We start from the raw sequence: 14,042 nt of genomic DNA, 5'->3' as shown, positions 1-14,042 counted from the left end.
TTCAGCTCAGCCGGGGAGGAGAACGCCGTCGATGATGTAGACGGTGGCGTTCGCGGTCTGCACGTTGCCGCAGATTACGTTCGCCTCGCCGACCTTGAACGACTCACCGGAGCCGGTCACCTTGATGGTGCCGCCGCCGAGGGTCTTGTGCTCGCCGGCGAGCATCTCCGGGGTGAGCTTGCCGGGCACGACGTGGTTGGTGAGCACCTTGGTGAGCAGACCCTTCGGGTCCTTCATCGCGGCATCCATCGTGGCCTTCGGCACAGCAGCGAAGGCGTCGTTGCTCGGAGCGAAGACGGTGATGTCCTTGGCCGAGTTCAGGGTCTCGCCGAGGCCGGCCTCGGTCACCGCGGTGACGAGGGTCGACAGCACGGGGTTGTTGCTCGCGGCGGTCGCGACCGGGTCAGTGGCCATGCCGGAGAACGAGCCCTTGCCGTCCGCGGGAACCGCGGAGCAACCAGCACCGAACGGCTTGGCCGTCATGTCCTCGGACGTGCTCGAGGAGCTGGACGAGGAGCTGGAGCTCGGCATGGACGAGGTGCTGGAGGCCGCGGTGTCGGAACCGGAGTTCCCACAGGCAGCGAGGCTGAGCGGAAGGGCGAGGCTGAGGGCAGCAATGGTGCTGCGGCGTGCGAGTCGCATGATGGTGGCTCCTTGTTGTGGACTGTCTGACACCCGGTATTCGGACCTGCCCAACAGGTGGATTGGTCGCATTGAAACCTTTCTGGCACAAGGGTTTCCGTGGCCCGAGCGCAACGACGTCTGGCCACTGGTTCCCGATGGTGGGCGCTCAGAGCGCGACCATCGGGCACCAGTGGCCAGACGTGCAGGAAGAGTCTGCAGGGTCAGGAGATGAGGACGACGATCGAGTGCCAGCCGGACGCGCCACCCGGGAACGGGTCGGCCCGCTTCTCGGTCTGCACCTGGCCGGTCCCGTCGGTCGCGCGCACCGTCAGGTCGTGCCGGCCCGTCGTGGCGTCCCACACCCAGAACCACTGACGCCAGTAGTCGGTGCCGCCGTCCGGGCCGAGGGTGGCCTTCTGCCACGGACCCTTGTCGACGCGTACCTCGACCTCCTTGATGCCACGGAGCTGCGCCCAGGCGACACCACCGATGGCGACCTTGCCGGGCTTGTAGGTGGCGAGCCCGGCGGGGGTGTCGATCCGCGCCTGGGTCTTCACGGTGCCGTCGATCGCCCAGTCGCGCTTGGTCCAGTAGGCCTTCTCCGCCGCATACGTCGTCGCAGTGAGCTTGGTGAGCCACTTGGTGGCGCCCACGAACCCGTAGAGGCCGGGGGTGACCATCCGCGCGGGGAACCCGTGGCGGGCAGGCAGCGGCTGACCGTTCATCGCGACGGCGATCAGGGCGTCGCGGTCGTCGGTCAGCGCCTCGATCGGCGTCGAGATCGTCATGCCGTCGGTGGACTCGCTGAGGATCTGGTCGACGCCGTCCTGCACGCCGGCCCGTTCGAGCAGGTCACGGACGCGCACACCCAGCCAGCGGGTGGAGGAGATGTAGGGGCCGCCCACCTCGTTGCTGACGCAGTTGAGGGTGATGTCCTTCTCGACCATCGGCATCTTGAGCAGTTCGGCGAACGTGATCGAGAGCTTGTTGTCGACCTTGCCGTCGATCTCCAGCACCCAGTTGTCGATGTCGATGCGCGGGATCACCAGCGCGGTGTCGACGCGGTAGAACTGGTCGATCGGCGTGCTGAATGCGCTGACGCCCTTGACCTTGCCCTCGATGCCGGTGGGCAGCGCCGGCAGCGAGTTCTGCGGCGTGGGGAGGGTGACCGAGGACGGCAGGCTCGCGGGGGCCGCCAACTTCTGGCCCAGGGCGCCGAGCGCCGCGGCGCCGACCGTGACCCCGGCGGCACCGATGAGGAAGTTGCGGCGGGCGGGCGCGCCCTCCGCCCCCTTTGCGTATGCCGTGTGGTCCAGCGGCGACTCGGGCGTCACCCTGTCGGCCGTCCCCTTGTCGGGCGTCCCCTTGGCGGTCGTGACCGCACCGGGGGTGGGCAGGTTGGGGATCAGCGCGCGCAGGCCGGTGAGGGTCGCCACTCCGACGGCGGCCGTCACGAGGGCGGGCACGATGTCGAACGGTGCGGAGGCCGGACGGAACCAGGCGGCCAGACCGGCGAGCATGGCGAGAGCGACCACGAGGACGTTGGCCAGGCTCGGCTTGGTGCGCGACACCAGGCCGATCAGCGCGGCGGCGATGACGACGACGAGGGTGACGCTGCCGAGCAGCACCGGCTTGTCGGCCGTGCCGAAGTTCCGGACCGCCCACTCCTTGACCGGTGTCGGGGTGGCGTCGATGACCGTCGAACCGACGGCAAGCACGGGTGAGGCCGAGGGGTTGACGAACGCCGCCACAAGGTGACCCACCGCCATCCCGGCGGCGGCCGCGAGGACGCCGCTCACGGCATACCTGAGGCTTTGGCTCCGGGTGCCGGGTGACCTTGCGATGTGTTCCATAAGTGCTATTCGTACTCGCCTCTCCTGCGGATGGGTCCCTGGGCGAGGCGTCCGGGTGCGTCGCGGGTAGCGTGAGCACGTGCCACCGACCCGCCGATACCCCAACTTCGTCGCGTTCATCTCGACGGGCGTCATCCTCGGCTTCGTCGCGGGCTCGGCCGTGGCCTACCTCAGCGACGACACCGCGACCTACGGCCACGACTACAGCGTGACGAGCGCGGTGCTGTTCCTCGGCATCGTGGGCGCGTGCGTCTTCGGGCTCCTGGCCGCAGTCATCGCTGTGCTGCTGGACCGGCGCGGATGACGGCTGGGGCAATGCCGCTCGTCCCTGTGGGAGACTGAGCCACGTGGCACGCGGCGACGGACAGCTCTCGCACGATCTGCTTCCCGGCGAGAAGGGCCCGCAGGACGCCTGCGGGGTCTTCGGCGTCTGGGCTCCCGGCGAGGACGTCGCCAAGCTGACCTACTACGGGCTCTACGCCCTGCAGCACCGTGGGCAGGAGTCGGCAGGCATCGCCACCTCCGACGGGCGCTCGATCCTGGTCTACAAGGACATGGGCCTGGTCTCCCAGGTCTTCGACGAACGGTCGCTCGCGTCGCTGCGCGGGCACCTGGCCGTGGGTCACTGCCGCTACTCCACGACCGGCGGCTCGACGTGGGAGAACGCCCAGCCGACCCTCGGCGGGCACGCCGAGTCCACGGTGGCCCTGGCCCACAACGGCAACCTCATCAACTCCGCCGAGCTGCGCGAGCTGGTGGCGGACCGCCGCGCCGAGGGCTACGGCACCGGTGGTGGCGAGCTGGTGCGCGGCAACACCACCGACACGGCGCTCGTCACGGCGCTGCTGGCTGACGACCCCGACCGCTCGCTCGAGGCCGCGGCGCTGGACCTGCTGCCCAAGCTGCGCGGCGCCTTCTGCTTCGTCTTCATGGACGAGCACACCTTGTATGCCGCGCGCGACCCCCAGGGGATCCGCCCGCTGGTACTCGGTCGCCTCGAGCGCGGCTGGGTGGTGGCGTCGGAGACCGCAGCGTTGGACATCGTCGGTGCCTCGCTGATCCGTGAGGTCGAGCCGGGCGAGCTCCTCATCATCGACGAGGACGGCCTGCGTTCCCAGCGGTTCGCCGAGACCGACCGCAAGGGCTGCGTCTTCGAGTACGTCTACCTCGCTCGCCCCGACACCACCATCAACGGCCGGGGGGTCCACGAGTCGCGGGTCGAGATGGGACGCACCCTGGCCCGCGAGCACCCGGTCGAGGCCGACCTCGTGATGCCGACGCCCGAGTCGGGCACGCCCGCCGCGATCGGCTATGCCCAGGAGTCCGGCATCCCCTACGGCCAGGGGTTGGTGAAGAACTCCTACGTCGGCCGCACCTTCATCGCCCCCTCGCAGACGATCCGTCAGCTCGGCATCCGGCTCAAGCTCAACCCGCTCCGCGAGGTCATCAAGGGCAAGCGACTCGTCGTGGTCGACGACTCGATCGTGCGCGGCAACACCCAGCGGGCGCTGGTGCGGATGCTCCGCGAGGCGGGGGCCGCCGAGGTGCACGTGCGCATCTCGTCGCCGCCGGTGCGCTGGCCCTGCTTCTACGGCATCGACTTCGCGACGCGGGCCGAGCTGATCGCCACCGGCATCGGGGTCGAGGAGGTCTGCACCTCCATCGGTGCCGACTCCCTGGGCTACATCTCGGAGGAAGGCATGATCGCCGCCACCGAGCAGCCCGGCAACCAGCTCTGCACCGCCTGCTTCACCGGGACCTACCCGCTGGAGCTCCCCGACGCGAGCCGGCTCGGCAAGAACCTCTTCGAGACGCTGCCGATCGACGTCGAGGGCGTGGGCGGGGTCGACGTCGACGGTGTCTCGCTCGGAGTGCCCGGCGGCGCAGCAGACGCCCTCACCCGACCCTGACCCGCCCTCTCCCCGGGTCGATCTGCCGCGACGTGTTGCGCGCAGATCGTCACGGGACCGCGAAAACGCGGCTGAGTGACCACCAGATCGCAACAAGTCGGCATGCGCCGCGACTTGTTGCGCGCAGGTCGTCACGGGACCCCGAAATCGCCGCTGGGTGACCACCAGGTCGCAACAAGTCGGCCAAGGGAAGAGGGTCAGGCGCCGGCGACGGGGGCGTCCTGGCGCCGGGGCTCGCGCCACAGGTCGATCGTCTGGGTCAACCAGAACGTCGCGAACTGGCCGATCAGGGCCGCCTCGAGCCAGAACACCCAGTGGTCCAGCCACCCCAGCCAGGGACCGGTCACGGCGATCACGACGATCGAGGCCACCATCAGCACGAAGCCCCAGAAGTAGCGGTTCCAGAAATGGTCGCGCACCGGACGGTGGTCCTCGCGAGCCTGCTCGCGGGCCAGCCCGCGCGCATTCACGAAGACCACGGCGACGATGCCGAGGAAGAGCAGGATGGCCGCCGTGTCGTGGCCGTGGCACATGAACGCTCCCCGGTTGAACAGGTAGAAGGCGACCAGCCCGACGAAGGCCAGCACCGACAGGCCGATCGCCACCCCGACGCCCTTCGACAGCTCGCGCTCGTCCTCAGGCGTGGCGAAGAGCTGGATTCCCATGACGACGGCGAACGCCAGCACCGCGACGATGAACAGCGACCCGACGTTGTTGGAGATCGCCTCGCGCACGTCGGGAGCAATCGCCGAGGACACGCACTTCTCCTCCGGACGGGTGGGCACGAACGCCACGATGAAGGCGAAGAAGCCCGACCCGTTGAGCAGCACGTCCTCGAGCTCGCTGCTCCCCTGGTAGACGATGAGGCAGGTCCCGATGGCGCACAGCCCGGCGACGAAGACCGCCCGCACCGGCGTGTAGTAGGACGCGCTGATGGACTGGAGCATGGTGTCGGTGGACCAGATGTGGCCCACGACCGAGATGAAGATGACCAGGACTAGCAACACCATGGCCAGCCGTAGGAACCGGTAGGTGCGCAACAGGTCGAACTGGTAGCTCGTGGACATGGCAGATTCCCCTCCCTGACGAAACGGTCCCTGCCCGAGCAGGATCCCGCCGCCCGGACCGCCTCGGCTCAGTCATTCGTACCGGTCTAGGGTGGGCGCGTGAGCGAGCCGATCACCTATGCCTCCGCCGGTGTCGACGTCGAGGCCGGTGACAAGGCCGTAGAGCTCATGAAGGCTTCGGTCCGCCGGGCGACGCGTCCCGAGGTCCTGGGGGGTCTGGGCGGTTTCGCCGGCCTGTTCGACGCCACGGCGATCGCGCGGATGAGCCACCCGGTCCTGGCGACCAGCACCGACGGGGTCGGCACGAAGGTCGCGATCGCCCAGGCGCTCGACAAGCACGACACCATCGGGTTCGACCTCGTGGGCATGGTCGTCGACGACATCGTCGTGTGCGGCGCAGAGCCGTTGTTCATGACCGACTACATCGCCACGGGCAAGGTGGTCCCCGAGCGGATCGCGGCCATCGTGTCCGGCATCGCCGCTGCGTGCGAGCAGGCCAGGGTCGCGCTCGTGGGCGGCGAGACCGCCGAGCACCCCGGGCTGCTGCGGCCCGACGAGTACGACGTGGCAGGTGCCGCGACAGGCGTCGTGGAGTACGCCGAGGTGCTGGGTCCCGACCGCGTCGTGCCTGGCGATGTGGTCCTGGCGCTCGGGTCGAGTGGTCTGCACTCGAACGGATACTCGTTGGTGCGCAAGGTGATTGGCGCCGCGGGCTGGCAGCTCGACCGCCAGGTCGAGGAGTTCGGCCAGACCCTGGGCGAGGAGCTGCTCACCCCGACCCGCGTGTACTCCGCCGACCTGCTGGACCTGATCCGCACGGACGGCGTCGACCTGCATGCGCTGTCGCACGTGACCGGTGGTGGGCTGGTGGCCAACCTCGCCCGCGTCCTGCCGCCCACCGTCTTCGCCCGACTCGACCGCTCCACCTGGACCCCGCCGGCGGTGTTCTCGACGGTCGGCGGCCTCGGCCAGGTTCCCCGAGCCGACCTCGAGCGCACCCTCAACATGGGCGTCGGCTTCGTGGCGATGCTCCCGGCCGACCAGGTCGACGCCGCAACCCGGTTCCTCGAGGTACGCGGCATACCGGCCTGGGCGATCGGTGAGGTGACGGGTGCCGAGGACGCACCCACGGACGACGGCCATGAGGTGGTGCGCGGCGCCAAGGGCGTCGAGGGCGGCGCAGTCCAGCTCGTCGGGGACCATCCCGCGGGCTGAGTACCCGACCCCATGCGGTGGGCGCCCTTCGCCGACAACACTGAGCGGCATGAGCACCCGCTCGAGAAGCACCTTGGCCTGGTCCCTCGCGGTCGGGTGGGTCGGCGCGCTCGCCATCGGGGCGGCCGGACTGGTGCTGACGGTCATGTTGGGCGCCGTGTCCACAGCACTCGACGTCCTCGGCCACGCTCCGTCGGATCCGACGTCGGGCACCGACCTCTGGGTGGTGACCGGCGCGTCGATGGCGTTGTGCCTGGCCGTGGCCGGCGGTGGGGGCTGGACCCTTGCGGGGGCGCCTGACGGCCTGACCCCCCGCTGGCTGGCCGGACTGGCGGCGGGACTGGTGGGCGTGGCGGCGGGTGCGGCCCTCTTCGCGATCGTGGTCGGGTTCGCACCGGTCTGAGCACGCACGGGCCCACCGAAGCCGTCACTCAGCGGCTTCCGCCCGTGACGGCGGCGGGGTTACCGTCGGGCTGTGTGGGCGCCACAGCACGAGGACCAGGCGGTACGCCAGTACCGCTTCCTCCTGCGCACCGCCCCGCTCGACGCGCTCGAAGAGGCCCACGTGGAGGTGCTGGCGGCCATGGCCCGGGCTCGCCGGGCGATGGTCCTGTGGGCCGTGCAGGACGGGCTGGTGGCCGGGCTGCGCCTGCGGCCGGATGACGTCCGCCCCATCGCCCACCTGGTGACCCTGGGCGAGCGCCGGCGCCCGGGTGAGTTCCTGCGTTCCTGTCTTCCCAGCGTGCTGCTGGAGGTGGCCGAGGGCGTCATCGTGGCCGAGGCCATGTTCGGCCGCTTCGGCGGGTATGCCGCGTGGGACGGGGCCGAGCCCGAGCTCACCGAAGAGGGTGAGTGGGTCGACGGCGGCTTCGGCGAGCAGTGGCACGACGCGTTGATGGGACATGTGCTCTACCGCAACTTCGCGGGCGGGCCCAGCTCTCCGGACACCGCGTTCGGCGGCCACTGAGATCCAACGGAGGTCATGGGATCCCCCATCTGGTGGAGTCCGAAAACGCATTCTGGGTGAGCCCCTTTGCATGGCGGCTGCCTACCGTCGGTGGAGTGAGCATGACCCTGTTCAAGCGGCGGCAGGTCGAGCCTCCGGCCCCCGTCGAGCGTCCGGAGGTCCGTCAGTACCGCTACGTGCTCCGCACGGCCCACCTCGAGCAACTGGAAGCCCTCCATCGCGAGTCGATCGCTGCCCTCGACGTCCTGAACCGTGCCCACGTCCTGCGCACCGCGCAGGATCGCCTGCTCAGCGGGCGGGAGCTCACGGTGGACGACATCGCCGGGATCGCCCACCTCGTCACGGTCGGCGAGCTGCGGACACCCGGGATCATCGTGTCCGCCCTGAACGAGGCGGCGCTCGCACGGCTCGCCCACCTGGTCATCACCAGGTCGGCGGCAGTCCCGCTGCTCGAGGGCCACGAGGACTGGGACGGCCAGGACGGCGACGTCCGCGAGGCGCTCACCCGGTCGTCGCTGAAGGCAGCGTCGCGAGCAGCGCGGAGAACGGCGCCCGGGCTGGCTCCCGAAGGTGCCCACCAAGGCGCCTGACTGCGGCCTGGCATGAGGCATGGGGACCATCGCTGACCGTGCGCCGGAGGACCAGATCGTCCGGCAGTACCGCTTCCTGCTCCGCACCGGGCCGCTGGACGCACTCCAAGCCGCTCACCACGAAGCGCTCGACGACCTCGGCCAGGACGTTCGGGGCCGCGTCCTGACGGCAGTCCAGGACGGGTTGGTGGCCGGCCAACGGCTCGGTCCCGGCGACACGGCTGCGATCGCCCGGCTGATCAGCATCGGCGAGCGCCGCAACCCGCGGGGCTTCCTCGACGCCTGCGACCCGTCGGTGCTGCGGGTGCTCGCCCAGGCGGTCATCCACGCCGAGGCCGCCTTCGGCCTCTTCGCCGGGTATGCCGCGTGGGACGGCGTCGATCCCGCGCCCACCGATGTGGGCGTGGACCACGGTGGCGACTCGCAGTCGACCAGCACCGATGCGGCGGTGGCCGAGGCCCAGGCGCTGGCCTACGGGCACGCCATGGTCGTGTCGCCCTGGGTTGGCGGGGGAGGCTTCTAGGCCTGGGCCAACACCTCGGCCGTCGTCGCGAGTGACACCAATGGCGCGTAGAGCGACATCACGTCGAGGGCCTTCTGGTGGTTGTCATCGGTCGACCCCGCGCAGGCGTCGGTCACCACGGTGACGGTCGCCCCGGCATCGGCTGCGGCCAGCACCGTCGACACCACGCAGCAGTCCGTCGCCACGCCGGCCACGAACAGGGACGGCTGTTCGCCCACCACGGCTCGCAGGTCGGGGGTCCACTTGCCGAACGTCGTGGCGACGACGGTCGTGGTCGCGTGGGCGGCCACGTCGTCGGTCAGCTCGTACAACGGGTCGTCCGCGGGCTGAAGTGCCCACGCGAACTCCTCGTAGTAGCGCGCCCAGGCACCGGCGGGCTCGGCCGGCGCGACGAACCGGGTGAAGACCGTGCGGTCACCGAAGGCCGTGGCGAGGCGTACGACGTTGGCCGCGGCCGCGGCATACCGGGGAGCACGCCAGGCGCTGGCCGGGTCACCGAAGACACGTTGCAGGTCGATCGCCACGAACCAGGGGCGACCACTCACGTGCCGGCCTCCTGGCGGCGGACGGTGCCGCGACGCAGGACCAGCGTGACCACGAAGGAGAGCACCAGCGCCAGCAGGACCCCGAGGTTGGCGTAGGGCCAGTTGCCCTCCCAGTAGGGACCGGCCGGGTCGTCGACGAACTTCCCCAGCCCGAGGGGCTCGAGCAGGTAGCCCTGCCAGTTGTTCCACGACGCGTCGCCGGCGAAGCTGTTGACGACCAGGCCCCAGCCGAGCACGGTCGCGACGACCATGGTGCCGATCGAGGTCCAGTCCCAGGTGCCGTAGCGGCCGCGCGGGTCGAAGAGGGCGTCGTCGTCGTAGTCGCGCTTGCGCAGGACGAGGTCGGAGATCATGATCCCGGCCCACGCCGCCAGCGGGACACCGAGCGTGATGAGGAACGACTGGAAGGGGTTGATGAAGCTTTCGGCGAAGAAGACCACCCAGATGGTGCCGATCGTGAGGATGACGCCGTCGATGAACGCTGCGCGGGGCCGGGGGATCCGGACGCCGAGCGAGAGCAGGGTCAGGCCGGACGAGTAGATGCCCAGCACCGCCCCGCTCACCAGGGCGAGGATCGCGGCCACGAGGAAGGGCAGCAGGAACCACGTCGGAAGGATCGTGGCGAGGGTGCCGATCGGGTCTGCCTGGATGCCGTCTCGCAGCTTCTCGTCGGAGCCCGCCAGCAGCAGCCCGTAGATGACCAGCACGGTCGGTGCCAGCGCGCCGCCGAAGGTGTTCCAGGCCACGATCGAGGCGCCCGAGGCGTCCCGCCGCTGGTAGCGCGACCAGTCGGCGGCGATGTTGATCCAGCCGAGCCCGAAGCCGGTCATGACCAGGACCAGGGCCCCGACCACGGCGCCGGTGGAGCCGCTCGGCAGCGCGTTGACCGCTGACATGTCCACGTCGTCGACCGTGAGGGCGATGTAGACGACCGTCGCGATGCCGGTGATCCACGTGAGGTACGACTGCATCTTCATGATGATGTGGTAGCCGGCCACCGACGCCGCCACGATGAGGGTAGCGACGACGACGCACGCCACGATCTTGGTGCCGGTGCCGCCGCCCCAGCCGAGCTGCTTGAAGATCGTCGCCGTGGCCAGTGTCGCCAGGATCGCCAGGAAGGTCTCCCACCCGATCGAGGTCAGCCAGGAGATGACCCCGGGCACCTTCTGGCCGGTCACGCCGAAGGCCGAGCGCGACAGGATCATGGTCGGCGCCGAGCCACGCTTGCCGGCGATCGCGATCAGTCCGCACAGCAGGAACGACACGACGACGCCGACGACGGTGACCAGCACGGCCTGCCAGAACGAGATCTTGAAGCCCAGCACGAAGCCGGCGTAGCTGATCCCGAAGACCGAGACGTTGGCCGCGAACCACGGCCAGAAGAGGTCCTTCGGACGGGCCGTGCGAGCGGCCTCGTCGATGATCTCGATCCCGGTGGTCTCCACCCCAAGGCGCTGGGTCTCAGCGCGCGTGTCAGTGCTCATGACGCGAGCGTAGTGCTCACCCGAGCACAAACCGCTGCGCCACGGCACACGGACATGGCCGCACGCCGCGGCGCGGCGGAGGTGACACACGAGCCCGAGGGCCCGCGCATGAGGTGGAGGTCAGTCAGGACGTCGGGTCATTGCTGACCCGAGGCCCACTTTCCGTATTCGTCGTACTCGTCCTCGCCCACAGAGCTGTCGGAAACAGGTTCCGGCTCCGCGTAGGAAGACCCGTGCAGTTCTCGCTCAAGCGCCGTCAGGTCGGTGTTGGGAGAGAAGTACTTCAGCTCCCGAGCGACCTTGGTCTGCTTGGCTTTGGCCCGGCCGCGCCCCATGGCGTGACCCCCTCATGCGTCTGCCGGGACGGCATCGCCTTGTCGAGTCACCATGTCGGCGCCTCGGCTCGACGGAGCGGTCCCGGGAATCGTGTATTTGTCGTGAGGACAACGCTACATGAGCGATGCAAGTTCTGTGGCGAGACCCGCGTCTCACCGGGCGATCGCGTGCTCAGCGGGCAGGGAGCCAGATCCCGGCGGCCTGCCTGGCCGCCATCCGCTCCTCGGCGATGTGGTCGGCGGCCGCGGCAGGGGTGATGTTGCGCGCATCCGCCGTCTCGAGCACCTCGAGGGTGTGGTCGAAGATCGCCGTGGCGCCCTTCTTGGCGCGCTCGAAGTCGAAACCGTGCAGCTCGTCGCTGACCTGGATGACGCCGCCCGCGTTGACGAGGAAGTCCGGGGCGTAGGTGATGCCGCGTTCGCGGAGCCGGTCGGCCGTGCCGCCCTCACCCTCCACCACGAGCTGGTTGTTCGCGCCGCCACAGACGACGGTGGCCTTCAGGTTCTCGACCGTGGTGTCGTCGAGTGCGCCGCCGAGGGCGCACGGCGCGTAGACGTCGATGTCGGAGGTCACGAGGGTCGCGGTGTCGGGGACGACCTCGATCTCGGGGTGCTGCGCCGTCAGGGCCGCCAGCGCCTGCTCGTTGACATCGGTCACCACCACCGTGGCGCCGTCCTCCAGGAGGTGTCCGGCGAGGATGCGGCCGACCTTGCCGACCCCGGCGATGCCGACGGTCCGGCCCTTGAGCGTCGGCTGGCCCCACAGGTGCTGGGCGGCAGCGCGCTGGCCCTGGAAGACGCCGAAGGCCGTGAGCACGGAGGAGTCGCCGGCGCCGCCGTTGGCCTCGGAACGACCGGTCGCGAAGCGGGTGGTCTCGCTGACGATGTCCATGTCGGCGACGTAGGTGCCCACGTCGCACGCCGTGACGTAGCGGCCGCCGAGGGACTCCACGAAGCGGCCGTAGGCGCGCAGCAGGTCGGGGGTCTTGTCCGTCGCCGGGTCGCCGATGATGACCGCCTTGCCGCCGCCGAGGTCCAGGCCGGCCACCGCGTTCTTGTAGGCCATGCCCTTGGACAGGCGCAGCACGTCGGCCAGTGCCGCGTCCTCGCTGGCGTAGGGGTAGAACCGCGTGCCGCCCAGGGCCGGTCCGAGAGCCGTGCTGTAGATCCCGATGATGGCCCGCAGGCCGGTCGCCCTGTCGTGGCAGAAGACCACTTGTTCGTGCTGGGACGTGGAGGTGGCAGGCGTCGAGATGCTGGGCGACGAGGACGCGGTCACGGTGGTGACTCCTTGAGCTCGGTGAGGCGCAGGGCGGGGAGGTCGGCGCGGATCGCGCGCCTGGACCCAGCGTAATCCCGCTCACGGGTTGGTCCGGTGACTAGTCCCAACGGGCCATATCGGATGACCCGTTGGGAATGTTCCCAAAGGGTCCCGCTTGTCCGATTATGGAACCACGTCCCCTGCACAAGGAGTTAGACATGGTTACTCGCACCACCGAGGTCGAGAAGTTGCTCACGCCTGCGGAGGTGGCCTCACTGTTCCGGGTCGACCCCAAGACAGTGACGCGTTGGGCCAAGGCGGGGAAGCTCAACTCCATCCGCACGCTCGGTGGCCATCGCCGCTACCGCGAAGTCGAAGTTCGCGCGCTTCTCACTGACGTCCTCTGACAGTTCACTGACCTCCGCTGACGGACTCGCGCGTCGAGGGGCAGGGCCTGGCGCGCACCTGACAGCGGTGCTGGCGGTACGTTCGGTCCCATGGACTCGGCGCGCCGTTCTGGCCCTCTCGCGGGCGTCCGGGTCGTCGAGGTCGGCGGGATCGGTCCCGGCCCTTTCGCCGCGATGATGCTGTCCGACCTCGGTGCGGACGTCGTACGCGTCGACCGGCCAGGTGAGGACCTGAGGGCCACCCATGGAGTGCTGCTGCGGGGGCGGCGGTCCGTGGTCGTGGACCTCAAGTCCGACGAGGGTCTGGCTGTCGTGCTCGGGCTGATCGCTGCGTCCGACATCCTCATCGAGGGATTTCGTCCGGGTGTCGCCGAGCGGCTCGGCTTCGGTCCAGACGTTGCGCTGCAACGTAATCCGCGCATCGTATACGGCCGCATGACGGGGTGGGGGCAGGACGGACCGTATGCCGCCCTGGCCGGTCACGACATCACCTACCTGGCGGTGGCGGGCGTTCTCGACGCCTTCGCCGGCCCCGACGGGCGGCCGGTGCCGCCACTGAACCTGCTCGGGGACTTCGGCGGCGGGGGGATGCTGCTGGCACTCGGGGTCGTCTCGGCGCTGTGGCACGCGCGCGAGTCCGGGCAGGGCCAGGTCGTCGATGCGGCGATCGTCGACGGCGTCGGGGCGATGACCGCGATGCACCAGTCGATGCTCGGCTCGGGGATGTGGCCGGCGGCCAGGGGGTCGAACCTGTTCGACGGGGGAGCGCCGTTCTACCGCTGCTACCGCACGAGCGACGACCGCTGGGTCGCGGTGGGCGCGATCGAGCCGATCTTCTACGAGCGGCTCCTGGCCGGGCTCGGGCTGGACCGCGCCGCGGTGGGTGCCGACCAGATGGAGCTCGCCTCCTGGCCGAGGGTCTCGGAGATGGTTGCCGACCGCTTCGCCGCACGGTCCCTTGCGGAATGGGTGGCGGTCTTCGGTGACCTCGACGCCTGTGTGGCGCCGGTCCTGACCGCCCAGGAGGCGCGCTCCGATGCCCACCTCGACGCCAGGCAGGCGTATGCCGCCGTCCCCGGCACCCCCGGGACGGTCCAGCCGGCCCCGGCCCCGCGCTTCTCGGTGACCCCCACGACGGCGGGGCAGCCCGCGGGCCCGCCGGGACGGCATACCGACGAGGTCGTGCGTGGGCTAGCCGAACGTTAGGCGGATTGACGGTCCACCGAACAGCCGACCCAATGGTCAAGGCTTGGCAAAG

General features: G+C 69.9%; 16 protein-coding genes. 9 read left to right on the top strand and 7 right to left on the bottom strand.

The annotated features are described in order from the left end of the window. Positions 1-6 precede the first annotated feature (6 nt). Together AC1DS4_RS10725 and AC1DS4_RS10720 are read right to left on the bottom strand one after the other, a co-directional pair. On the bottom strand, positions 7-642 hold the full coding sequence (locus AC1DS4_RS10725) for a fasciclin domain-containing protein (protein WP_477614042.1): 636 nt from the start codon (positions 640-642) through the stop codon (positions 7-9). Between the two features lie 203 nt (positions 643-845). After that, positions 846-2,477 (bottom strand): molybdopterin-dependent oxidoreductase, encoded by a 1,632-nt coding sequence (locus AC1DS4_RS10720; protein ID WP_477646034.1) that lies wholly within the window; start codon positions 2,475-2,477, stop codon positions 846-848. Positions 2,478-2,556: 79 nt separating this feature from the next. Between AC1DS4_RS10720 and AC1DS4_RS10715 the strand changes: the two genes are divergently transcribed. Both AC1DS4_RS10715 and purF read left to right on the top strand, forming a co-directional pair. After that, positions 2,557-2,781, top strand: coding sequence for a hypothetical protein (locus AC1DS4_RS10715; RefSeq protein ID WP_477614040.1), 225 nt, complete (start codon positions 2,557-2,559; stop codon positions 2,779-2,781). Positions 2,782-2,824: 43 nt separating this feature from the next. Further along, positions 2,825-4,387, top strand: a complete 1,563-nt coding sequence (gene purF, locus AC1DS4_RS10710) for an amidophosphoribosyltransferase (RefSeq protein WP_477614039.1) — start codon at positions 2,825-2,827, stop codon at positions 4,385-4,387. 197 nt (positions 4,388-4,584) lie between these two features. Here the strand turns inward: purF and AC1DS4_RS10705 are convergent, their stop codons facing one another. After that, the gene (locus tag AC1DS4_RS10705) at positions 4,585-5,454 is read right to left on the bottom strand and encodes a hypothetical protein (protein ID WP_477632784.1); all 870 of its coding nucleotides are present in this window, start codon (positions 5,452-5,454) and stop codon (positions 4,585-4,587) included. Positions 5,455-5,553: 99 nt separating this feature from the next. Between AC1DS4_RS10705 and purM the strand changes: the two genes are divergently transcribed. The 5 genes from purM (at position 5,554) to AC1DS4_RS10680 (ending at position 8,749) form a co-directional block, all read left to right on the top strand. Then, positions 5,554-6,669, top strand: coding sequence for a phosphoribosylformylglycinamidine cyclo-ligase (gene purM / locus AC1DS4_RS10700; protein WP_477632783.1), 1,116 nt, complete (start codon positions 5,554-5,556; stop codon positions 6,667-6,669). A gap of 49 nt (positions 6,670-6,718) precedes the next feature. After that, a complete protein-coding gene (locus AC1DS4_RS10695; protein WP_477614036.1) occupies positions 6,719-7,072 on the top strand; it encodes a hypothetical protein in 354 nt (117 codons plus the stop codon). Between the two features lie 72 nt (positions 7,073-7,144). After that, positions 7,145-7,636 carry a hypothetical protein gene (locus AC1DS4_RS10690; RefSeq protein ID WP_477624475.1) on the top strand — a complete coding sequence of 164 codons (492 nt, stop codon included), beginning with the start codon at positions 7,145-7,147 and terminating at the stop codon, positions 7,634-7,636. A gap of 95 nt (positions 7,637-7,731) precedes the next feature. Continuing rightward, positions 7,732-8,226, top strand: a complete 495-nt coding sequence (locus AC1DS4_RS10685) for a hypothetical protein (RefSeq protein WP_477624474.1) — start codon at positions 7,732-7,734, stop codon at positions 8,224-8,226. Positions 8,227-8,245: 19 nt separating this feature from the next. Then, positions 8,246-8,749 (top strand): hypothetical protein, encoded by a 504-nt coding sequence (locus AC1DS4_RS10680; RefSeq protein ID WP_477614033.1) that lies wholly within the window; start codon positions 8,246-8,248, stop codon positions 8,747-8,749. Here AC1DS4_RS10680 and AC1DS4_RS10675 read toward each other — a convergent pair. From AC1DS4_RS10675 to AC1DS4_RS10660, 4 genes are all read right to left on the bottom strand, one after another. Then, positions 8,746-9,294, bottom strand: a complete 549-nt coding sequence (locus AC1DS4_RS10675) for a cysteine hydrolase family protein (RefSeq protein ID WP_477632782.1) — start codon at positions 9,292-9,294, stop codon at positions 8,746-8,748. The genes AC1DS4_RS10680 and AC1DS4_RS10675 overlap by 4 nt on opposite strands. Next, on the bottom strand, positions 9,291-10,781 hold the full coding sequence (locus AC1DS4_RS10670) for a purine-cytosine permease family protein (protein ID WP_477632781.1): 1,491 nt from the start codon (positions 10,779-10,781) through the stop codon (positions 9,291-9,293). The genes AC1DS4_RS10675 and AC1DS4_RS10670 overlap by 4 nt, the downstream gene beginning before the upstream one ends. 137 nt (positions 10,782-10,918) lie before the next feature. Continuing rightward, the gene (locus tag AC1DS4_RS10665) at positions 10,919-11,116 is read right to left on the bottom strand and encodes a DUF3073 domain-containing protein (RefSeq protein ID WP_140739237.1); all 198 of its coding nucleotides are present in this window, start codon (positions 11,114-11,116) and stop codon (positions 10,919-10,921) included. A 172-nt stretch (positions 11,117-11,288) separates the two neighbouring features. Further along, the gene (locus AC1DS4_RS10660) at positions 11,289-12,395 is read right to left on the bottom strand and encodes a Glu/Leu/Phe/Val dehydrogenase dimerization domain-containing protein (RefSeq protein ID WP_477632780.1); all 1,107 of its coding nucleotides are present in this window, start codon (positions 12,393-12,395) and stop codon (positions 11,289-11,291) included. Between the two features lie 200 nt (positions 12,396-12,595). On the opposite strand from AC1DS4_RS10660, the gene AC1DS4_RS10655 reads away from it, so the two are divergent. After that, the gene (locus tag AC1DS4_RS10655) at positions 12,596-12,784 is read left to right on the top strand and encodes a BldC family transcriptional regulator (RefSeq protein ID WP_179421480.1); all 189 of its coding nucleotides are present in this window, start codon (positions 12,596-12,598) and stop codon (positions 12,782-12,784) included. A gap of 90 nt (positions 12,785-12,874) precedes the next feature. Next, the gene (locus AC1DS4_RS10650) at positions 12,875-13,990 is read left to right on the top strand and encodes a CaiB/BaiF CoA transferase family protein (protein WP_477632779.1); all 1,116 of its coding nucleotides are present in this window, start codon (positions 12,875-12,877) and stop codon (positions 13,988-13,990) included. The last annotated feature ends 52 nt before the right edge of the window (positions 13,991-14,042 follow it).

The organism is Pedococcus sp. P3_C7, from assembly GCF_056402615.1.
Note: the sequence above shows the minus strand (reverse complement) of the source record. Positions and strands in the feature narration are given on the sequence as shown.